This is a genomic window from Candidatus Phycosocius bacilliformis, from assembly GCF_003112735.1.
Taxonomy (GTDB): domain Bacteria; phylum Pseudomonadota; class Alphaproteobacteria; order Caulobacterales; family Aquidulcibacteraceae; genus Aquidulcibacter; species Aquidulcibacter bacilliformis.
In genome coordinates this window covers 297,648-318,719 of the sequence record NZ_BFBR01000003.1, presented here as the reverse complement: position 1 = coordinate 318,719, position 21,072 = coordinate 297,648, and the positions used below count along the sequence as shown (strand labels likewise).

General features: G+C 57.3%; 22 protein-coding genes. 13 read left to right on the top strand and 9 right to left on the bottom strand.

Annotated elements, in window-relative coordinates:
* The first annotated feature begins 156 nt into the window (after positions 1 to 156).
* Entirely contained in the window at positions 157 to 669 is a 513-nt protein-coding gene (locus tag PbB2_RS07070) for a CarD family transcriptional regulator (protein WP_108984602.1), read from the top strand.
* A gap of 73 nt (positions 670 to 742) precedes the next feature.
* Here PbB2_RS07070 and PbB2_RS07065 read toward each other — a convergent pair whose 3' ends face one another.
* Positions 743 to 1,348 carry a TetR/AcrR family transcriptional regulator gene (locus tag PbB2_RS07065; RefSeq protein WP_108984601.1) on the bottom strand — a complete coding sequence of 202 codons (606 nt, stop codon included), beginning with the start codon at positions 1,346 to 1,348 and terminating at the stop codon, positions 743 to 745.
* A 98-nt stretch (positions 1,349 to 1,446) separates the two neighbouring features.
* Here PbB2_RS07065 and PbB2_RS07060 point away from each other — a divergent pair, with 98 nt between their 5' ends.
* The 5 genes from PbB2_RS07060 to PbB2_RS07040 all read left to right on the top strand — a co-directional run bounded on the left by PbB2_RS07060 (position 1,447) and on the right by PbB2_RS07040 (position 4,182).
* Positions 1,447 to 1,887, top strand: a complete 441-nt coding sequence (locus PbB2_RS07060) for a DUF4442 domain-containing protein (protein ID WP_108984600.1) — start codon at positions 1,447 to 1,449, stop codon at positions 1,885 to 1,887.
* A 70-nt stretch (positions 1,888 to 1,957) separates the two neighbouring features.
* Entirely contained in the window at positions 1,958 to 2,206 is a 249-nt protein-coding gene (locus tag PbB2_RS07055) for a hypothetical protein (protein WP_108984599.1), read from the top strand.
* A gap of 59 nt (positions 2,207 to 2,265) precedes the next feature.
* Positions 2,266 to 3,144 (top strand): SPFH domain-containing protein, encoded by an 879-nt coding sequence (locus PbB2_RS07050; RefSeq protein WP_305790449.1) that lies wholly within the window; start codon positions 2,266 to 2,268, stop codon positions 3,142 to 3,144.
* A gap of 13 nt (positions 3,145 to 3,157) precedes the next feature.
* Positions 3,158 to 3,355 carry a type II toxin-antitoxin system antitoxin gene (locus PbB2_RS07045; RefSeq protein WP_108984597.1) on the top strand — a complete coding sequence of 66 codons (198 nt, stop codon included), beginning with the start codon at positions 3,158 to 3,160 and terminating at the stop codon, positions 3,353 to 3,355.
* Between the two features lie 71 nt (positions 3,356 to 3,426).
* Positions 3,427 to 4,182 (top strand): ubiquinone biosynthesis protein COQ4, encoded by a 756-nt coding sequence (locus PbB2_RS07040; protein WP_238164902.1) that lies wholly within the window; start codon positions 3,427 to 3,429, stop codon positions 4,180 to 4,182.
* Positions 4,183 to 4,205: 23 nt separating this feature from the next.
* Here the strand turns inward: PbB2_RS07040 and cobS are convergent, their stop codons facing one another.
* The gene (cobS, locus tag PbB2_RS07035; protein WP_108984595.1) at positions 4,206 to 5,183 is read right to left on the bottom strand and encodes a cobaltochelatase subunit CobS; all 978 of its coding nucleotides are present in this window, start codon (positions 5,181 to 5,183) and stop codon (positions 4,206 to 4,208) included.
* 121 nt (positions 5,184 to 5,304) lie between these two features.
* Positions 5,305 to 5,931 carry a J domain-containing protein gene (locus PbB2_RS07030; RefSeq protein ID WP_192576216.1) on the bottom strand — a complete coding sequence of 209 codons (627 nt, stop codon included), beginning with the start codon at positions 5,929 to 5,931 and terminating at the stop codon, positions 5,305 to 5,307.
* A 72-nt stretch (positions 5,932 to 6,003) separates the two neighbouring features.
* On the opposite strand from PbB2_RS07030, the gene PbB2_RS07025 reads away from it, so the two are divergent.
* Positions 6,004 to 6,294: a BolA family protein gene (locus PbB2_RS07025; protein ID WP_238164901.1), complete on the top strand. Its 291-nt coding sequence runs from the start codon at positions 6,004 to 6,006 to the stop codon at positions 6,292 to 6,294.
* Here PbB2_RS07025 and nhaA read toward each other — a convergent pair.
* Together nhaA and PbB2_RS07015 are read right to left on the bottom strand one after the other, a co-directional pair.
* Entirely contained in the window at positions 6,291 to 7,538 is a 1,248-nt protein-coding gene (gene nhaA, locus PbB2_RS07020; RefSeq protein WP_108984593.1) for a Na+/H+ antiporter NhaA, read from the bottom strand. The two genes, PbB2_RS07025 and nhaA, sit on opposite strands and share 4 nt — an antisense overlap.
* A 27-nt stretch (positions 7,539 to 7,565) precedes the next feature.
* On the bottom strand, positions 7,566 to 8,522 hold the full coding sequence (locus PbB2_RS07015) for a calcium/sodium antiporter (RefSeq protein WP_108984592.1): 957 nt from the start codon (positions 8,520 to 8,522) through the stop codon (positions 7,566 to 7,568).
* Between the two features lie 182 nt (positions 8,523 to 8,704).
* Between PbB2_RS07015 and PbB2_RS07010 the strand changes: the two genes are divergently transcribed.
* From PbB2_RS07010 to PbB2_RS07000, 3 genes are read left to right on the top strand one after another with little or no spacing between them, the layout of a single operon-like run.
* Positions 8,705 to 9,268, top strand: a complete 564-nt coding sequence (locus tag PbB2_RS07010) for a shikimate kinase (protein WP_108984591.1) — start codon at positions 8,705 to 8,707, stop codon at positions 9,266 to 9,268.
* Positions 9,265 to 10,377, top strand: a complete 1,113-nt coding sequence (gene aroB / locus PbB2_RS07005; RefSeq protein ID WP_108984590.1) for a 3-dehydroquinate synthase — start codon at positions 9,265 to 9,267, stop codon at positions 10,375 to 10,377. The genes PbB2_RS07010 and aroB overlap by 4 nt, the downstream gene beginning before the upstream one ends.
* Entirely contained in the window at positions 10,374 to 11,666 is a 1,293-nt protein-coding gene (locus PbB2_RS07000) for an HlyC/CorC family transporter (RefSeq protein WP_108984589.1), read from the top strand. Before aroB ends, PbB2_RS07000 begins: the two co-directional genes overlap by 4 nt.
* Positions 11,667 to 11,771: 105 nt before the next feature.
* Here the strand turns inward: PbB2_RS07000 and PbB2_RS06995 are convergent, their stop codons facing one another.
* The 4 genes from PbB2_RS06995 to PbB2_RS06980 form a co-directional block, all read right to left on the bottom strand.
* Positions 11,772 to 12,389 carry a TorF family putative porin gene (locus tag PbB2_RS06995; protein WP_108984588.1) on the bottom strand — a complete coding sequence of 206 codons (618 nt, stop codon included), beginning with the start codon at positions 12,387 to 12,389 and terminating at the stop codon, positions 11,772 to 11,774.
* A gap of 281 nt (positions 12,390 to 12,670) precedes the next feature.
* Positions 12,671 to 13,486 carry an SDR family NAD(P)-dependent oxidoreductase gene (locus PbB2_RS06990; RefSeq protein ID WP_108984587.1) on the bottom strand — a complete coding sequence of 272 codons (816 nt, stop codon included), beginning with the start codon at positions 13,484 to 13,486 and terminating at the stop codon, positions 12,671 to 12,673.
* Between the two features lie 3 nt (positions 13,487 to 13,489).
* Positions 13,490 to 14,425, bottom strand: a complete 936-nt coding sequence (locus PbB2_RS06985; protein ID WP_108984642.1) for an NAD(P)H-dependent flavin oxidoreductase — start codon at positions 14,423 to 14,425, stop codon at positions 13,490 to 13,492.
* Between the two features lie 99 nt (positions 14,426 to 14,524).
* A complete protein-coding gene (locus PbB2_RS06980; protein ID WP_108984586.1) occupies positions 14,525 to 18,619 on the bottom strand; it encodes an intermembrane phospholipid transport protein YdbH family protein in 4,095 nt (1,364 codons plus the stop codon).
* A gap of 368 nt (positions 18,620 to 18,987) precedes the next feature.
* Between PbB2_RS06980 and PbB2_RS06975 the strand changes: the two genes are divergently transcribed.
* The 3 genes from PbB2_RS06975 (at position 18,988) to PbB2_RS06965 (ending at position 21,071) form a co-directional block, all read left to right on the top strand.
* Positions 18,988 to 20,205 (top strand): M23 family metallopeptidase, encoded by a 1,218-nt coding sequence (locus PbB2_RS06975; protein ID WP_108984585.1) that lies wholly within the window; start codon positions 18,988 to 18,990, stop codon positions 20,203 to 20,205.
* 191 nt (positions 20,206 to 20,396) lie between these two features.
* A complete protein-coding gene (locus tag PbB2_RS06970; protein ID WP_108984584.1) occupies positions 20,397 to 20,594 on the top strand; it encodes a YnbE family lipoprotein in 198 nt (65 codons plus the stop codon).
* 51 nt (positions 20,595 to 20,645) lie between these two features.
* Positions 20,646 to 21,071, top strand: coding sequence for a YdbL family probable chaperone protein (locus PbB2_RS06965; protein WP_192576215.1), 426 nt, complete (start codon positions 20,646 to 20,648; stop codon positions 21,069 to 21,071).
* Position 21,072: the final 1 nt, after the last annotated feature.

The following is a 21,072-nucleotide window of genomic DNA, read 5'->3' as shown; positions in this document are numbered from 1 at the left end:
AGCTGCTGGTGCAGTCCTGCACAGCTTTCTCTGGTGGACCCCAGCTTTACGACGCAAACAGGCATCACATCGTCACGATCTTTTTTAGGAAAGCGCGTTTCGGTGTCGGTGACTTTTTGTCTCGATAGGCTGGCATGGTGCGAGGGTGAGTTCGCGATGAGCGACGTGAAAAAGACAACAACATTCCAAATTGGTGACCATGTGGTCTATCCAGCGCATGGCGTTGGTCGGATCACCGGGATTGAATCCCAGACTGTGGCAGGCATGAGCCTGGAAGTTTTCGTCATTGCGTTTGACCAGGACAAAATGACCCTGCGTGTACCGACGTCAAAAGTCAAAACCGGTGGTTTGCGTGCCCTCTCCGGCCCAGCCATTATGGATGATGCGCTGAAGACACTGACCGGCCGCGCCCGCATCAAGCGCGCAATGTGGAGCCGTCGCGCGCAGGAATATGAAGCCAAGATCAATTCGGGCGATTTGATCTCGATTGCCGAAGTCGTGCGCGACCTTCATCGGGCAACCGACCAGCCCGAACAATCCTATTCCGAGCGGCAATTGTACGAATCCGCGCTGGATCGCATGGCGCGTGAAGTGGCCGCCATCGAGAGCGTCAACCGCGAAGAGGCAATCAAGAAGCTGACAGGCACACTGGCCAGTCGCGCCGCCTAAGTCCGCACTCTTTGCGCGTTAAAAAAGATCCCGGCTGGGTTTCCCGGCCGGGATTTTTGCTGTTTGTAGGCAATTAGGTCATGGCTTGATGTGACGTTACGCCGGCAACCAGCCCGCTATCAAGCAACCGCGCGCGAATGAAATCCTTGGCAAGATTTGGGCTTGCCGCCCGCAGCACGCCACTTCGCCATAATTCATACAGGCCATGAACAAGGCCCCAGGCAGAAAACACCTGGTTTCGGATGGCTTCATCGCTCTGCCCAATACCCTGATCGAACGCTTGCATTGCCAGATTGATAACCGCACGGACCTGAGGGCCTGGGATGGGTTCGGCCAATAGATTGGTGGATCGCAGGCTCAACATAAGCCGGTATAGGCCGGGCTGTTCAAAGGCGAAGTCCAAAAACGCCTCCATCGCCCCAGCGGCACCTTTGTCAGCGTGTTCTGCCATCAGGGCAGCAAGACGGCTAAAGCCAATGGCGACAATCTCGCGCAGGAGTCCCTCTTTATCGGCGAAATGGCGATAGAGCGCCCGGTGGCTGACACCCAATTCACCGGCCAAGTCGCGCAGGCTTGGCAAGTCCTCACCGCCTTGAGCCAAATGTGCAAGGGCCGCGCTTAACGCTGCTGTCTTCAAGGTACCATGATGGTAGCTCTGTTTGGGTGCGGTCGGGTCCATGTCTGTCGATTGTGACGAGGCTCTTGGTGTCTGACAACTATCTTGACAGCGATTGGCACGCAAATGTATCCACTGGATACATAATGAGGAGAAAATCGATGCTCGACACCATCAAGGCCCATCTGGCCACCGCTGTTCCCTTTGCAACCACAACCGGAGTTGACATTGTTGACTTGCGTCTGGGCGAAGCGACGGCTCAATTGATCCAGCGCCCAGAGGTCAATAATCATATTGCCAGCCTGCACGCTGGGGCATTGTTCACGTTGGGAGAGGCCGCTTCTGGCGCGGCGATGAGCGGGGCCTTTGCAGATATCCTGCTGAAAGTTCGCCCAATCGCGACAGATGCAAGCATTGATTATGTGAAGATTGCCAAGGGCAAGATCCTCGCCCGTGCGGTGACCAGCGAACCAGCTTCCAGCCTGCGCGATCGGCTCAATACAGACGGCAAAGTGCGCTTTCAGGTCGATGTCACTTTGAGCAATGAAGCCGACCAAGTGGTTGCCCGTATGAAGGTTGGCTGGCTTGTTTCTGCTGGCTGATTGACGCCAGCTTTTCCACTCTCGGACCATGGGGCCCATACTGGTGTGCCATTCGCACAAGGTTTACCCCATGGCCCGACGACCCAAACCTCCCACGCCGGCATTGTTTCGCGACGCCCTGCTGCAATTGCTGCAGGCGGCAGGCGACGCGCCGCCGCGCGACATTAAATCTTGGATCAATCTGGTTGGTCGCTTGCAGGACCGCTTGGCCAAGCCGAAACCCATCACACCGCTTTCAGGTGCCCAGCGACAAGCGGACCGCGATGCCTTTGAAGCCAGATTGGATCGTCTGTTCGCCGATCTGGAATCCGACTCATGAAAATGCTTGCAACATGATCGCAATGTGATATCATATTGATACTGACATAGGAGCATATGATGTCACAGAAGGAAATTAACCCCACGATGGAGCGCCCGATCCTGTCGGTGCCGGGTGTGCCGCTCTTCATCGGCTTTTTGATCGCTATTGCCATCTCGATCTATCTGTTTGTTTCAGGCGGTGGTGCAGCTTACTTTGCCACAGCAGCTGTTCTGGTGGGTTTGGGCGTTATTGGGATGGGGGGATTTTATTCCATCCAGCCCAATGAGGCGGTGGCGATCTTGCTATTTGGTGCCTATCAGGGGACCGATCGCGCTACGGGTCTTCGCTGGGTGTGGCCTTGGCTGACGCGCAAGAAAATCTCAATGCGGGTTCGCAACGTCACCTCTGACAAGCTCAAGGTAAATGACAAGGACGGCAATCCAATCGAAATCGCCGCAAACGTGGTGTGGCGGGTGCAGGATTCCGCGCAAGCCTTGTTTGACGTTGATGATTATGAGCGTTTCAGCCGGATCGAAATTGATACAGCCTTGCGCGACATTGCTGCCCATTATGCCTATGATCATGCAGCTGAAGGTGAATTGACCTTGCGTGGTCATGCAGAAGAAGTCGCAACTTTATTGGGTGAGCGGTTAAACCAGCGCCTCGCAGTCGGGGGCATGCGGGTCGATGAAGCCCGGATTTCTCACCTGGCCTATGCGACAGAAATTGCCGGGGCGATGTTGAAGCGCCAGCAGGCTCAGGCCATTCTCGCCGCCCGGCAATTGATTGTGATGGGGGCTGTCGGCATGGTTGAAAGCGCGTTAGAGCAATTGTCGGCGCGTGGCGTGGTTACGCTGGATGAAGAACGCAAGGCCCAAATGGTGTCGAACCTTTTGGTGGTCCTGTGTGCAGACCGCGAGGCCCAGCCCGTCGTTAATACTGGCACACTCTACTAGGTCGGGCTGAACAATGGCCACCAAACCCCGAAAGCCGTTCCTCTTGCGGATCAGCCCGAAAGTGCTGAGCGCGGTGGAGCGGCTTGCGGCGTCGGAGTTTCGTTCCGCCAATGCCCAGATCGAAGTCTTGATCCGTGAAGCCCTTTCCCGGCGAGGCGTCAGTATCCAAGCCGATGACGAATCGGGGGCTGGCGGAACAGAAACAGACTGATTGACAGTTTTTTTACAAAAATGACGTAGGCGTCACTTTACTGTTCGGCCTAGAATGATTAGATGCCTGTCATGACTGAAACACTTCTCACCAAGATCGGCTTCGACATTCCAGCAGCCTTGCGCGGCATTGGCCAATTGTTGCGCAACAAGGAAGACACCAAAGCGGTGTTTGACATCATGCGCGCGCTGTCGGGCCGTTCTATCCCCAATGGATATGAACGGCTGTTGCGCTCCAGCGAGGGCGGTCGGATCGCCTATGATCGGGTGGAGCTTCAGCCCATTCTGGATGACCACGCCACATTGGCGCTATTGCCCGAGGGCAGTGTCGGTCGGGCCTATCTGGACTTCGTCCAAGGCCGCAAGATTTCAGCCGAAGGTCTGGCGGAAGAAAGCCGGGCGTCGAGCGATGATATCGATTCACTCCATCCCTATGCATGGTATGGTCGTCGCATGCGCGACGTCCATGATCTCTGGCATGTATTGAGCGGCTATCAGACTGACGCGCTGGGTGAGGCCTGTGTGGTGTCGTTTTCCTTTGCCCAGACCAAGTCGTGGGGCTTTGCCCTAATCGGCTTTGCCGCCGGGCGTGAATTGCAGCGCCTATTGCCTGGTCGCCCAGTGATGAAAGCTGTTTGGCAGGCCTATCAAAATGGCCGGAAGGCGGCTTGGCTCCCGGTTGAGCATTATGAAAGCTTGCTGCGCGAACCACTCGATCAGGCCCGAGCCCGCCTCAAGATCGCTGCACCGACTTATTATCAAGCGATCCCAGCGGCCGAACGCGACGGTATCCCTGCCAATCTGAAGCAAGGCCTTGCGGCCGCCTGAGGACGGCCGCAGCTTTCCCGGAACTAGGCCACTTTCACCCGGTGCGCCGCCTCGGGCAAATCGGCCCCGAAACAGCGTTGATAGAATTCGGCCACAGTCGGGCGTTCCAGTTCATCGCACTTGTTGAGGAAGGTCAGTCGGAAGGCCAGACCAACATCTTCAAAGATGTCTGCATTCTGCGCCCATGTGATCACGGTGCGTGGGCTCATCACCGTTGAAATATCGCCATTCATAAAGGCATTGCGCGTCATGTCCGCTACGCGCACCATCTTGCTCAACTCTGCCCGCTTGGCAGGGTCGGTTTCCCCCAGCTTGGCAGCCACAATGTCGGTCTCGGTATCATGGTCGAGATAATTCAACGTGGTCACGATCGACCAGCGGTCCATCTGGCCTTGGTTGATTTGCTGCGTGCCGTGATAGAGGCCTGTGGTATCGCCCAAGCCAATCGTATTGGTGGTGGCAAACAGGCGGAAGGCAGGGTGGGGTTTTATCACCTTGTTCTGGTCCAGCAATGTCAACCGACCTGAGGCTTCCAGAACGCGCTGAATCACAAACATCACGTCTGGCCGACCGGCATCATATTCGTCAAACACCAGTGCAACATTGCGTTGAAGCGCCCAAGGCAGAATGCCTTCACGGAACTCCGTCACCTGCTTGCCGTCCTTCAGAACGATGGCATCCTTGCCGACGAGGTCGATCCGGCTCACGTGACTGTCGAGATTGACCCGCACCAATGGCCAATTCAGCCGCGCGGCTACTTGTTCAATATGGGTCGACTTGCCGGTGCCGTGATAGCCCTGAACCATCACGCGTCGATTATGGGCAAAGCCTGCCAAGATCGCGCGCGTGGTCTGGGGGTCGAATTTATAGGTGGGATCAAGCTCTGGCACATAGTCATTGCCCTGGCTGTAGGCTGGAACCTGCAGGCGTGACTCAAACCCGAAAACAGTCTCAACTGAAACGGTGGTGTCAGGCAGGGCGGCGGTCAATGTGTCAGTCATGGGAGGTAAAGATCCTTTGCCTTTCTGTTTGAGGATCAGGGGCGCGGCGTCAAGAAGCCATGTGCTTTATCACTGCGCTCAATCCAGCTTGGGGCGGCCTTAGAAAGGCAGCGCAAGCCATTTAGGCCCTACGGGCAGTCTTTAGAACCTTATAGGCCTTAACAACCGCATTGAGACGGGCTTCGGCGCTGCGGTCACCCCCATTGGAATCGGGGTGATACTGCCGCACCAATTGGGCATAGGTGCTGCGCACCTTTGCCCGGTCCGCATCTGCATCCAACCCCAAAGTATCCAGCGCCTTGAGGATTGGGGCGGGGACACGTCCTTCGGGCTGCTGAGGCGTGGCCCTGCCGGTGCCGCCCCGGCGGCCGGCAAAGGCGGCGTAAGGGTCCTGCCAGCTGTCACCCATGGCAGCTTTGCGATACACATGGGCATCAGGAGAATTGGCGCTGGCGCGGAATGTCCACGTGGGCCTGCCACCATGGGCCGCTGCATCCAGGTGAGCGCGGGCATCTTCCTCGCTCATGCCGTCAAAGAAATTCCAGTTCTTATTGTAAAGTGCTGCATGCTTCTCGCAGAAGTGCCAGATCTCGGCTGGATTGTCTCGGCTCTTGGGGGCCCGGCACGTGGCTTCGGCCGTACAGCCGTCATGCTCGCACATTTGTACGTCAGATTTGATCGTGACAACCGGGGGCTTGCGAACCCGAATATCAACAAATTTGGGGCGGTAATTGAAGCTGTTGGCCATGAGCGACTTTATATGCGATTGACCGGCCCGACAGACAAGGACGAATGACCGATGGGACCTGTGCAAATACAGATGCGCGAGAAACTGGTGGCTGCTTTTGCGCCGCTTTCGCTGGACATTCAAGACGACAGTGCCCGCCACGCGGGCCATGCCGGCGCTGCTCAACACGCGGCAAAGCAAGGTGGGGCCGCAACGGGCGTGGGCGAAACCCACTTTTCCATCACCATTATCAGCACAGCTTTTGCGGGCCTCAGCCGGGTCGCCCGTCAGCGCGCTGTCTATGAGGTCCTAAAGGACGAATTGGCCGGGCCGGTTCATGCTTTGGCACTGAAGGCAGATGCGCCATCCTCATCGGGGACTTAATCGGCCCGATCACGGGCCTCAAACACGGGCTCTGCCTTGATAAAGGGGGCGGTCTCGTCTGGTTCAGCTTGGCTGGTTGACGTCACCGCCTTTGGCAGAACCCGGGCCAGAATGATGAGGCCCAAGAGCGCGGAAACGACAGAGCCGCCATAGACACCCAGCCGTGTGGGGGTGGCAAGGCTCGGATCTTTGAAGGCCAGCGCCCCGATAAACAGGCTCATGGTAAAGCCGATCCCCGCGATACAGGCCACGCCCAGCATTTGCGGCAAGGTGCCGGGCATGGCCGCCTTCATCACTTTGGCCCCGATAAAGCTGGTCAAGGCAATACCAATGGGCTTGCCCAGGATCAGGCCAAGGCCTGCGCCCAACGTGACCGGATGGGTCAAATAACGCTCGGCCCCATTCAGATCGACCCCGGCATTGGCAAAGGCAAACACGGGCATGACACCATAAAGCACCCAGGGGCGGAAATCATGTTCGGCCTCGTGCAGCGGTGACTTATCATGGCGGTCGCGCATCGGCACACACGCAGCCACCAGCACCCCGGCAATGGTGCCGCTGACCCCGCTCTGATGCATGAAGGTCCATAGGATCACCCCCACCAGGACATAGAGCCCGATGGAGCGCACCTTCCCCCGGTTCATGGCAATCAAAATGGCCAGAACCACGCCTGCCTTGATCAGAGGTTCCAGATGAAGGGTCTCTGTGTAGAAGAAGGCCACAATGATGATGGCCCCCAGATCATCAACCACAGCAACCGCCAATAAAAAGGCTTTCAGGGCAGGCGGGACGCGATTGCCCAAAAGTGACAGAACGCCCAGTGCAAAGGCAATGTCTGTTGCTGCCGGTATGGCCCAACCGTGGCCATAGCCGTGCGGGCCTGCAAAGAAGACAAAGATCAGGGCCGGTAACGCCATGCCGCCTGCCGCCCCCAGAATGGGCAAGAGTGCAGCGGTCGGGTTTGACAATTGACCTTCCAAGAGCTCACGCTTGAGTTCGAGGCCGACGAAAAAGAAGAAGATCGCCATCAGACCATTCTTGATCCAATAGGATAGCTTCATTTCGATACCGCCACCGGTGGGACCAATGGTCACCATCGTGTCGAGTGTGCGGTGATAGACATCCGCCAAAGGCGAATTGACGACAATCATCGCCAGCGCAGCAGTGGCCACCAGCAAAGCCCCGGGGATCGCCTCTTGAGGCAAGAAGCCCAAGATTTTCGTGTCAGAGCTGACAGCACCCATAATTGCTTACGTCCTTGTGGCGGCTGGTTAGGCCAGATGGATGAGATAGCCGGTATAAGCGATAAAGCCGCCCACAAATACAAGCCCTTCCCACCGCAACAGCTTTAAGCCTGTGCGCGCAAACAGCACCAGCAAGGCAGTGGTGGCCAACAACACCCAGATGTCGAAGGCAATAATCTGGTCTGGAATCTCGATCGGCTTGACCAGTGATGTCGCCCCCAAGACGAAGAGAACGTTGAAAATGTTGGATCCAACAATATTGCCATAGGCCACATCGGCATGTTTGCGGAAGGCTGCCGTGATTGAGGTAACCAATTCGGGCATGGAGGTGCCAACGGCAACAACTGTCAGGCCGATGATGGTGTCTGAAATGCCAAATCCTTTGGCAAGATCAACCGCTCCACCCACAAAATAGCGCGCGCCCACAATTGTAATGGCAATGCCAGCAACCGACATCACCAAGGGCCAAAGCACACCTTTCGGGCCTTTGGGGGCATCCTCAACCCGATGCTCCAGCACCACAGCGGCTTCATCAGGATGGGCCTTTTCTTGCCGATAGACAAAATAGACATAGCCAAACAGGGCAAGAATAAACACCACGCCCACCCAGGATGGCATGAAGCCGACCAAAACCACGGCCAAAAGGGCAAGGGTGGACGCAATCAGGACCACCACGTCGCGCTTAAAGCCCTTAGGGTCGATCACCAATGGGAAGATCACGGCTGACGCGCCTAGGATCAGAAGGACATTGGCGATGTTAGAGCCCACAACATTACCCACCGCTATTCCCGGAGAGCCTTCCAAAGCCGCTGTCACGCTGGTGACCAACTCAGGCGTAGATGTGCCAAAGCCAACCAATGTCAGGCCGATCAGCAAGGGTGATACACCCATATTGCGCGCAGCTGTCACAGAACCACGGACGAGGAGGTCGCCACCTAAAACCAAAAGCGCTAAGCCAACCGCCAAAGAAATCGCAATTTCCATCCGTTTTAGGTCCTTTGAGACATGCTGTGGTGTCGACTTTGACACATCAAGCCTGTGTTTGGGCGTCGCGCACAGTCAATGCAATGCAAATCTGATGACTATTGTGTGAAGCCCGGCTCCGGGGGCTGCTGAATACCGAGGCCGTTATTGCACCTAAAGGGCGGGAGCGTTAGGTTTAGGGCATGTTTCAAGCACAACCACCTTTGCCCGTCCCCTTAAAGCGGACTGTGGCGCTGGTTGGCCTGATGGGGGCGGGCAAGTCATCTGTAGGTCGTCGTCTGGCGGCGCAACTGAACGTGCCGTTCAGGGATGCCGACGATGAGATCGTCATTGCCGCCGGTCGGCCGATCGCGGATATCTTTGCCGAGCGCGGTGAGGATGAATTTCGCGCGGGTGAACGCCGGGTCATTGCCCGCATCCTCGAAGAGCCGCCCCATATTCTGGCCACGGGCGGCGGGGCTTTTATGAACCCGGTGACGCGCGTTCTCTTGCGCCAGCGAGCGACCACAGTCTGGTTGCGAGCGGACCTCGACACTTTGGTCAAGCGCGTTTCGCGCCGCGACGACAGGCCGCTCCTGCGCACTGGTGATCCCCGTCAGATCATGGAAAAGCTGATGGATGTGCGCTATCCGATCTATGCGGAAGCCGACATCATTGTGGAGTCGCGCGAAGGCCCGCACCATGTCACGGTCGATGCCGTCGTCGCCGCCTTGCGGGCCCATGGTGATCTGGAGAGCGTGGCGTGAGGCAATCTATTTCTGTGGCGCTCGACAAGCGCACCTATCAGGTCGATATTGGCCAAGGCCTCCTGGCACAGGCTGGGGCGATATTGCGACCTTTGATGAAGCGGCCACGCATTGCCATCGTCGCCGACGCGCAGGCTTGGGCGTTGCACGGCCACACGTTCGAGACCAGTCTGTCACAGGCGGGGATCAGGTGGGATGTCATCGAAATCGCGCCCGGTGAGGCCAGTAAAAGTTTTGCCAGCCTCGAGCGGGTTACCGAAGCGCTGCTGGGCCTTAATCTGGAGCGTTCTGACCTGATCGTAGCCTTTGGGGGTGGCGTGACGGGCGATCTGGCGGGCTTTGCGGCGGGCATCACCAAGCGCGGCATTGATTTTGTGCAAGTCCCCACGACCCTTTTGGCACAAGTTGATTCCTCAGTAGGGGGAAAAACCGCGATCAATGCGCAAGCCGGCAAGAATCTGGTCGGCCTGTTCTGGCAACCCCGCCATGTGCTGGCCGATCTGGATGTACTCTCGACCTTACCCGACCGAGATCGCCGCGCAGGCTGGGCAGAAATCCTGAAAATTGGTCTGATTGGAGATCGGCCTTTCTTTGAGTGGTGCCGCGACCATGCTGCACAGGCCTTGGCAGGCGATATGGATGATCTGGCCTATGCGATTGGCCAGGCTGTTGCCGCCAAAGCCCGCATTGTTGCCGAGGATGAGCGCGAGGCAGGTGTACGCGCACTCCTCAATCTCGGTCATACCTTTGGCCATGCGTTTGAAGCCTGTGTTGGCTTTGACGAACAGATCCTGCGTCATGGCGAGGCGGTGGCGTGTGGTATGGCGATGGCGTTTCGCTTTTCCGCCCACCAAGGCTTGTGCCGCGAGGACGATGCCCGGCTGGTCGAAGCTGCGATTGACGCAGCAGGCCTGATCAGCCGCCCCAGTCAATTACCCGGCGGGCCTTGGTCGGCTGAGGCATTGTTTGATGCCATGACCCATGACAAAAAGAATGAGAATGGCGCAATCACATTGATTTTGACGCGCGGTATTGGGGCGGCCTTTGTGCAGAAGGCGGCCGATGCCGGGGCTGTTCGAACGTTCCTGCAAAAGGATATCCACATATGACAATGGACCCGACGGTCATTGTAACCGCGATTTCAGTGGCAATTTTGATCGGTTTGTCGGCTTTTTATTCGGCTGCTGAAACCTCGATCACCTCATCATCGCGCGCGCGCATGTTCCAACTTGAGAAGGACGGCGATCGGGCGGCGGCGCGCGTCAACAAGCTGATCCAGAACCCAGATCGGCTGATCGGGTCGTTGTTGTTGGGGAATAATTTTCTCAACACATTGGCCGGGGCGCTGACAACGGCGCTCTTGGTGCAATTGTTCGGGCAGGCTCCGACGACCATTGCTGTGGCCACGGCTTTGGTGACAGCGATTGTGTTGATCTTTGCTGAAGTCATGCCCAAGACTTTTGCCTTCTCTTATCCTGAAGCCACCGCCCGCTGGGTGTCGCTGCCGGTGCAATGGTCGGTCACTTTATTGAGCCCGATTGTGACTGCGGTGCGTTGGATCGTGCGGGCCACATTGCAGGTTTTCGGGGTCAAGCTGGACCGGGTCACCGATGAAGACGCCACGATGGAAGAAATCCGCGGGGCCATTGAACTGGGCAAGCATGAAGGCAGTGTGGAGAAGTCTGACCGCGACCGGGTTGCAGGTGTGCTTGATCTTGAAGACTTAGACGTCTCCGATGTGATGATCCACCGCAAGAACATGAAGACGATTGATGTCGAATTGCCCCCGCGTGAAATCGTCATGCAGGTGCTTCAGACCCAGCATTCGCGCTTACCCCTTTATCAGGATGATCAGGAAAACATTGTCGGCATCTTGCATGCCAAGGATTTGCTACAAGCGATTGCCGATGCCCAAGGCAATCTCGACGAGATTGATCTTAAATCTATCATACGCGAACCGTGGTTCGTGCCAGATACCACCACGTTGAAGGAACAGTTGGAAGAATTCCTCAAGCGGCGCAGCCATGTGGCCTGTGTGGTTGACGAATATGGTGCTTTGCAAGGTCTGGTGACGCTGGAAGATATTCTTGAAGAAATCGTCGGCGATATTGTGGATGAGCATGATATTGCCATTCAAGGGGTGCGACCTCAGCCCGATGGCTCGGTCAATGTTGACGGCGTGGTGCCGATCCGTGACCTCAACCGCGCGATGGACTGGAACTTGCCCGACGAAGAAGCGGTGACGATTGCGGGCCTTGTCATTCACGAGGCCCAAGCCATTCCCGATCCCGGCCAGCGGTTTGCTTTCCATGGCTACCGCTTCCAGATTTTGCGAAAGCACCGCAACCAGATTCTGGCGATCCGCATCACACCGGAAACCGCAGGCGACAAGAGCTAATCACGCCTTTTGGTCGTAGATTTGTGCGCGCCTGGCTGTGGCGCTCGACAACAAAAAAGGCCGCAAGCTTTGCTTGCGGCCTTTGTGATCCGATGACGGACTTTCTTAGAAAGTGCGCTTCAGCTGAACGACGCCCTTGCCTTCGTACAGCTTGTCATTGTCCACGTCGGTGTCGGTGTAGAACACGTCTACAGCCCAACCGTTTTCAGTGGCGGCCGTCAGGCCGACTTTCCAGTTGGTGTAATCAACTGGGGTTGCACCGCTTTCATAGTCTTGGCTGCCAACAGACGCATTGGCCGACAACGAGAAGGGGCCGACCTTGGCGCCTGGGATTGGAGCCGACACTGCAGCTTCATAATACCAGTAGGAAGGGCCATTCTTGCCAGCTTCTGGCGAATAGAAAATCGAACCAGTCAGCGAAATGCCAGACTCGGTCGCGACCGTGCCAGCAAACTTGCCTTCATAGATCAGCAAGTCGCTTTGTTGTGGGTAGGTGTAGGCCAAGACGCCAATGTCGAGCGTCACAGGGCCGACTTGTGGCTTGTAGCCAGCATACAGGTCGACTTCCAGGTTGGCTTTGCCGCCGAAATCCACGTTCGACAACCAAGTGCCGACATAGAACGAACCTGCCGACAGGTCGACGCCACCAAACACCTGACCGGTGTCGTCAGCATTCTGATTGATGCCACGGAACTGGTAGCTCGACGCAACACCGACATTCACCTACGTGGTGGTTTCCTGAGCCGAAGCAACGGCTGGTGCCCCACAAACAAGAGCAGTGGCCAAAAGAAGTGTTTTGAGTTTCATGTTAGTCCCCTGTGGAAGTCGCGGGAGGTGCGACTTCTTGAAAAGTACATCGCCTATTTGGCGAAGTTTGTTCTTCACCGCTATGACATCAGCGCAACACATCCGATGCAATCGCACTGTTGATCGAGCGGGCGCGAACACTCGCGCCATGCCACTTTCTTAATCAAGAAACCTCAAGATTTGACTAATAAGCAGGCTTAAGCGCGCGCCGGTGCCCGAATCGTCGCGCCCAGATGCAGGCCTGCATCCACGATCAATGTCTCGCCAGTGACATGGCGCGAGGCGCTGTTACAGAAAAAGGCCACTGTTTCGGCGATATCCTCCGGGCCTGAGGCAACGCCCAAGGGGACCTGATTTTTGACATTTTCCCGGATGCGAGCGGTGGTTTCATCCCCAAAAGCGTCGGTGAACCAGCGGGTGTCGATAAAGCCCGGACACACGGCATTGACCCGGATCGCTGGGGCTAAGGCGCGGGCCAGAGACTTGGTCATGGTGTTAAGCGCACCCTTCGACGCGGCGTAAGCAACCGAAGAGCCAATACCCATCACCCCGGCAATCGAGGAGATCATCACCACCGAACTGGCCAAGCCGGTTGCCTCGTAGGCGGCAAGCAACAGGGGTTTGGCCGCCCGGATCATCAAGAAAGGCCCGATTGTATTGACTTGATAGAGGTGCAGGAAGTCGTCGGTTTCAAGTGCATCCATGTCGGCGTGATTGGGCGCGTGTTTGGTGGTTCCGGCATTATTGACCAATATATCCAGCCGGCCCCATTCCTGCGCGGCTGCTGCCAAATGTCGGCAATCCTGATCGAGGGCAACATTGCCTTGAACCACCCGGACTTCAGTTGCCCCCGCCGCGAGACAAGCATGGGCGGTGGCCTCGCATTCTGATTTGCTTTTTGAGTAGTTGAGAATGAGTCGCGCCCCATCCCCGGCAAGTTTAAGTGCTGTGGCAGCACCCAAACCAGTGGCTGAGCCTGTGATGAGTGCCACTTTTTCGTTGATGTTCGCCATATTCTACCAATCCCGCGCCTCTGTCAGGGCGGAACGATACTCGGATTCGAGGCGATCAACCAAAGCCTTCACAGGCAAAGTGTCTTGGACTGAGCCGACACCTTGTCCGGCCGACCAGATGGTGGCCCATGCCTTACCCGTGCTCAATTGTTCGGCCATATCCACGTCTGGGTCAGGTTCAAGGTCACGCGGGTCCATGCCGTTTGCACGCAGAGACGGGGCGAGGAAGTTAGCCGGTATGCCGCTGACCCGCGGCGTATAGACCACATCGGCAGCCTGACTATCCTCAATCATTTTCTTAAAGCCATCTTGGCCACGGCTCTCATGCGTGGCGATGAAACGGGTCCCCATATAAGCAAGATCTGCCCCGATCATGCGTGCTGCGGCAACATGACGACCGGTCGAGATGGCTCCGGCCAGAACCAAACATGTGTCAGGGAAAGCTGTGCGCAATTCGCTGGCCAATGCAAAGGGCGACAGGGTTCCTGCGTGGCCCCCAGCACCTGCACAGACTGCGATCAGGCCATCTACGCCAGCTTCAATTGCTTTTTCCCCGTGTTTCACAGTGGTGACGTCATGAAACACCAAGCCACCACCGTCATGAATGGCTTGGACCACGTCTTTCACTGCACCCAAAGATGTGATGGCCAAAGGGATTTTCCGATCTGCCGAGATTTTCACGTCTGCCGCCAAGCGGGGGTTCGACTTGTGAACGATCAGATTGACACCAAAAGGAGCATCCGCTGGGCCCAAAGCCGCCTTTATCTCGTCAAGCCAATCGGCATAACCGTCGCTGGAGCGTTGGTTCAAGGCAGGGAAGGTCCCGAGGATACCAGACTGGCACGCGGCAATAACCAATTCAGGCCCAGAGACGAGAAACATCGGGGCTGCGATGATGGGCAGACGCAGGCGGCCTTGGAGGGCTTTGGGTAAGGACATCAGAAACACTCCCCTAACATTGTGTCAGCGGGAATGTCTTGACCAAGGGTGGCGGTTAGGTCAAGCCCTTATCCAAGGGCGTGATCAATGTTGCCTGTTTCAGGGCTTTGGGGATGGGATAGACAAGAAGCCAGGGCCCTGATTGTCGCGGTCAAATTGATCCAGTTCTTTGAGCATATCAGCCGTGGTAGCTGTCTCTAAAAGCCGACTGACCATGTCATTAATCTGACCAATCGGCAGTGTGGCTTTGGCATTGAGTTTGACAGGTATGCCGGAAAGGACTTGGCTGTTGGAACCGACCAATACCACCCCCAAGGTCAGATCGCCTGTCAGACGGCCGTCGACCGTGATCACATCAATCTCATACTCAAGAACATTGGGGATTTGGTTGACTGGGCTTGGATTGGCCTTGTTCTGACGGATTTTGGCGCGCGGGGTGAATAGGCGTTGATACCATGGTGCCTTCCGGCCAGTTTGAGGTGAGGTATCAAGTGGCTGGGCACGTGTATAGCGGATCTTGCCGCCCCCCGCCTGTGGTTCGAGGCGGCCCCCAACAATCTCAACAATGCCATTGCGCACTTCAACGGGAAAGACACCCGACACTTTGCCGTCAATCTGGAGATTTGGCACTTTGCTCAATCCCAAAAACTTGGCCAGATCGACCTGTTCCACATCAATGGCAAAAGCTTGGTCGCCGTCGCGGAATGTCCAAGTTGCCGGGCGAACCGACAAGCGGCCCTCGGCAAAGGGCCAACTGGCGTCGCGCAATTCCAAGGTGTTGTCGCCTGGCAAGGCAAATTGCACCTGAATGTCTTGGATTGGCAGACCCGGGTCAAACGATGCCACGGTAAAGCCTTGTAGTCCGGCAGAGCGGACCTTCAGCAAATCCTCAAGGCTAAAGTCACCTGTAAGATTGGTGACCTCTCCCAACATGGTGGCAAAGTCGAGATTGGCCGTAGACAGCCGCGCATCAGAGACGGTTTGCTGGTTTGGGCCCCAAGCCATGGAGGCTGATCCCGATACATTCCCCACCATATCAAGTATGACACCCTGCAAGGCAGGCACGATGTCATCCGCATCGAGCGGACGTGTGGTGTTCTGAACCACGCCAGCCGCATTGGTGGGAAACTGGCCGAATGAAATTCTCTCAGCCAGCGCATCGATCCGACCCAGACCGGTAGCCGAATTGTGGTTCAAAATAGCGCGCGCCAAGAACGCCCCGGAATCGGCCAGATTGATCTCGCTTTGGATGTCGATTTGGCTACCATTGATCGATCCATCACCGGTGAGCGACAACATGGCAAACCGGGCAGGGCGCTCAATCAGATTGCCTGCCTCGTCGGGTGTGGGCAAATAGGTTGGTGCATCGCGTAAAAGCAGGTTCTCAAACGCCAGATTGCCCACAAGTCCCGTGCGCCGGGCTTGTAGGTCGGCAGTCGCCGTGCCTGAGATTTGCACCGGCAATCCTTTAGCGCGCAGACCGGCCAATTTGCCGCGCAGATCCATACCATTTGGCCCCGGCGTCATCCGTACCAGCGAGTCCATGGCATAGATTTCCGCAAAACCCCCATCTGGCAGTTTGAAGCTATAGCCCACTTCCTGCGAGGTTAAGTCCAATTGCCATCCACCTTGGTTGGCTGGCTTGAAGTTACCCCGTACGGCACCCAGCCGCAGCGAGCGGCCATCCTCTGTGGCACCCAGTCGCAATTCGAGGGGGTCAAACTGGGCATCGGCATAGAGGATCGGGCCGGTGTCTGAGAGACTTGCAAGCCGCCCTGCCGGGTCCGGGCACAGATTTGCCTTGACCGCCCCAACCCACGCATCGCCGGGAAAGTGCCCGGCCTCAGCCGAGGCCTGCAGGCAGGAAGCTGACAGAAATTGGATCGGTTGGTCGATTGGGCCGGGCCGGGCGTTGATCGGCCCTGCCAGGCGTAATTGATCGATGACGGTGTCGGCATGGGTCAGGCGCTTGGTCTCAGCCGTCAAATCCAGATCCGCTTGCCAGCTTCTGCCGATTCCTGACGCCCGGATCGGGGCTGACAGCTTCAATCCATCGAGCTCGAGATCGCCCGATGTCAGGCGCGACAGGCTGGCCGTGATGTTGACCGTGCTGTCCCATCCCGCCTGGCGGACTGCGTGATTGCCCGTTTGCTTGGTTGAGCTCGCGCCTTGGTGCCAAATGACTTGGCCGGCAAAGCGCCCGGCAAGATCGGTGGCCGACAGGTCAAGGCCTGTAAAGCCTCGTGCGGTCACAGCGCCGTCGAGATCGAACACCAGTTTGTTCGACCGTGCGCGGCCCTCGACATTAATGTCAATCCGGCCTTGGCGGACCCCAGAGCCTTGGTGGCCAAACCCATCTACGGGACCCGAAAGTCGGGCTGTGATCCGTTTGCCATCGCCTTGGACGTTGCCGGTAAGGTTGATCTGGCCTGCCCCCAATCCAAGGCCACCAGCCCCCGCCGCCGCACTAATCGTGAGACTCCCGCGTCCAGACCCGCTCGGCACGCCGCCAGCCTTGCCACGCAATGCCAATTGACCAACGTCACCTGATACGCGCAGGCCACGCCAAGCACCCGGCAAAGCCAGTCCTTGCAAATTGACGGCTTGGGCTGCCAAAGACCACGTGTCGGGTGTCCAGGATAGTTCAGCCAGTCGCGCTTGGCCGCGACCGCCGCCGGGGGACGAAAAACGCAGGTCTGCAGCGCCCGAGAGTCGGGTCAGTCCGAAATCAGCCTGACCGAGCTGTATTTCGCCGACCAAGGGTTTCTGGCTGTCGGGGGTAACAGCAAGGCTCAACCCCGAGGACAGACTTAATTTTGTTCCCGGCTTTAAGGCTGCGGCCAGCATGTTGCCATCATACACATAGCTGATGTCAATCACGCCAGAGGCGCTGTCTCGGGAGAGGTTTCTGGTATTGCCACTCACGCCCAGACCCGGGGCCAACTCCAGAACCAGCCCTTGGGCAGATAGCGCGGCCTCGCCCTGCCAGCGGGCGCTGTTGACTGCCGCAAGATCACCCAAGCGGGTTTGGGCAAAGCCCGTGAGTTGGGTGCGACCCGCTCGAGCTTGATTGGCAAGCTGGATTTGATTGGCCGTCGCTTTGAGGTCAATCCGGGTCAAGCCATTGGCTGTACGGGCACCCGAAAAGTCGACTTCTGCTTGCCTGACCTTAGTGCCGTTAAGCACCAGATCGCCCACCAACACTTGACCGATCAATGTGCCAAAGCCGGTTCGGCTCCAGATTTGACCGTCACCATGCATATGTTGCCAACGGGCGGGGGCGGCACGCACCTGAACTTTCCGGGCGACGAAAGTCGGCGCTCGAACTTGGTCGGCGCTCAGATCAAGATGCGTCAGGTTGATTTGGGTCAAACCCGAACGATCCAATGTGACAAGCGCGCGTCCATCCCCACTGACCCGATCAAGACGACTGGTGCCCAAGTTGACGTTTTGGCCTGCGGGGCGAATTGCAACACCCATTCGGGTCGTTTGCGGCCGCGTGCCGGGAGGAGATGATCCTGGTTCAATGAAGAGGCCAAGCGCGACCGGAGAAGAGGGGCCTGCTCCGATCAGGCTTCGCGGCAAATCCACCAAGCCCTGAATCCGCCAGCCTTGCTGGTCGCCGCCCCACGCCTTCAGGCGGGCGCGTCCGGGTCCGGCAGGTGATTCGAACTGCACCTGGACGGTTTTGAGCAGGACTTGGCGCAGCAAAAGCGGGCTTGGCTTCTCCGACGGCTCAAGAAACGGCTGCAGTGAACCAAAATTCAGTTGGCCATCGCGGCCACGGCGAATCTGCAATGTGGCACCCTCGGCCACCAGCTCGTCAATCACCAGCTTGCCCAGCTTGATGTCGTAATGGAAGGAAATGGTCGCTTTGGGCAAAACCAAGGTCGGCTTATCAGTTGGACCAAGGCGAAGCCCCTCCAGCACCACCTTTTGAGGCGACACCTCGCGCAGCTTCGCGCCACCTTCGATGCCGCGGGCCTTCAGAAAGGCTTCAAGCCCCGCTTCGGCAAGATCAGTCCGCCATAACCAAACCAAGCTGCCAGCCACAGCCAGCCCCGCCAAGCCGATCGTCAGGAATCGCGTCGAGCTTTTCCAAAAGCCGCGCCCACGAACCGCTTTGTCCGGTACAGCCTTGGGCACGCCAGATTCTGGGCTGGCGTCATGAGAAGGCAGGAGCGGATCATTCATAGAGGCTATATACCTTGCTCGCGTCGCAGACTTAAGCCCCCGCCTAATGCCTCATTCCTGTACCTAACTGCGCCGAAAAGTGACAAAAAGGAGGCAAATGCAGGTTGGAATGATGACGCAAGCTGAGCTTAGGGGTTGCTCTCTGACAAAACTTGTGTATTTCAAGCAACACATAAGAAAAAAACTGCTGAAAAATCGGTGAATGGGGCGGGTTCCACCCGGACGGAATCTGTAACGGACGATCAAGGTCGCCGGAACAGGCATAAGGGGTAAGCTTCTTGAGACACACGGCTTTTTGTCGCGCTGCCTTTAAAACCGCGCTCAGATTCAGTCTGGGCTGTGGTGCTGGCTTGGTAGTCGCCGCCGGGATGATGCAGGCGGCCGTCGCCCAGAATGCCAATCTTGAGCACATGGCTTTTGCCGCGGGTACTAGCCAGTCAGATCGTCAGACAATTTCAATTCGCGCTGGTGAAACACTTGAGCAGGCCTTGATTCGGGCCGGTGCCCCGCGTGAGGATGTCACCATCGCCCTTCGCGCCTTGTCCCGCAGCCTCGATCCGCGCGATGTTCGCCGCGATGATAAAGTAACTGTCTTCATGCAACCCGGCAGCAATGGCAACCGCCTCGCCGGGTTTAATCTTGCCAGCGGGGCAGAACGGTCCGTGACTGTCACCCGCGGCATGGACAATACATTCCGTGCCCGCGAGATGGCGACCAATATGCAGCGCAAGACTTTGCGCATTGCCGGGGTGGTGGGTGCCAATGGACTGGTTAACGCTGTGCGCGAATTGGGCGCACCGGACCGGGCAGCTGATTCCATTGCCCAAGCCTTTGCTTACGACGTCGACTTCGAACGCGAAGTGGGTCCAGGGGCAGAATTTGAACTAATGTATGACCGGGTCTCAGATCTGCGCGGACAAGTCGTCCGCGAGGGAGAGCCTGTGTTTGCGCGCATGACCACTGCAGGTGGCCGCACCATACAATTATACCGCTTTCAGCCGCCAGGGGCTTCGACTTCCGACTGGTTTGATGCCTCTGGTCGGTCAGCTCGGAAGTTCCTTATGCGCACGCCGATCAATGGTGCGCGTCTGACCTCGGGCTATGGCAGCCGCGTGCATCCTGTGTTGGGCTATACCAAAATGCATGAGGGCGTCGACTTCGGTGCGCCAATCGGTACCCCCATTCTGGCTGCAGGCGATGGGATCGTAACACGGGCCAGCTATTCAGGCGGTTATGGCAATTTGGTCGAAATCCAGCACGACTCGACCTGGTCGACCCGTTATGGACACATTTCGCGCTTTGCGCCTGATCTGCGGCCTGGTGACCGGGTGAAGCAAGGTGATGTGATCGCTTTTGTGGGCAATACGGGTCGCTCAACTGGGCCGCATTTACATTATGAAGTGCGCCGCAATGGCCAAGCTGTGAACCCGCTCGGGCTGGACGTGCCGACCGGTCAGGCGTTGCCGGCTGACCAGATGGTTCGTTTCAACGCTTTCCGTGCGCGCATTGATTCAATGCGGCGGGAAGCCATTGGTTCAACCTCGATCGCTCAATCCGGTTCTGGGCCGACCCGCGTCGCCAATTAATCGACCGCCAGTTCGGCTCTGCCTGTCATATAGCGCCCTGGCCACGCCGGGGCGTTTTGCTTGCTGGGTCGACCGCCCGTGCAGCTTTTGTCATTCGTAATCTGTAAGATCAAATTCATGGGGGGTTCACATCGGCCCTGTCATGCTATCAATGGACAACGGGATAAGCCCGTGCCGAGAAGGAAGAACCTATGCGCCATAGTCTCTTTGCTCTTTGCGCCGTGGGGTTGGTGAGCGCGGCGGGTTGTACGCCGACGATCCGGCTGGAGGTGCCTGACAAGCCGTTGGAGATCAATATCAACATCAACATGAAGATTGATCAGAATGTGCGGGTCAAACTGGAGCGTGAGCTCGACAAGGCAGCACAGGCCAATCCGGGAATATTCTAATTCGCTGTAACGACGCCTGCCCAGGTGCGGCGTCAAAGGAGTGTGATGGACATGAAGAACAAGATTTTCACCGCCATTTTGTTGGCTGGGGTCTGGGTGTCTTCTTCTGCGCTCGCGATCGATAACAATGGACCGATAGACCGGGCGCTGGCGGCTGGCATTATCGGCGAACAGGCAGATGGTTATCTGGGCTTTGTGCGCCCCCCTACGGCTGCACAGGCTGATTTGCAGCGGCGCGTGAATGAGATCAACATCCGCCGCCGCGGCGTATTTCAGGATACTGCCCGCGCCAATGGCGAGACCGAAGATCGGGTCGCCTTGTTGTCGGGACTACGTCAAATCACCAAAATGCCCGATGGTGAGTATTTTCAGGATACGACCAAGACGTGGTGTGCAAAAGGTCCTGAGTCTCAGGTCATGCAGAACGCCGATGACGAAGTCATCATTCGCTGCGGTCCGGCCCAGAAGGTGAAGTAGG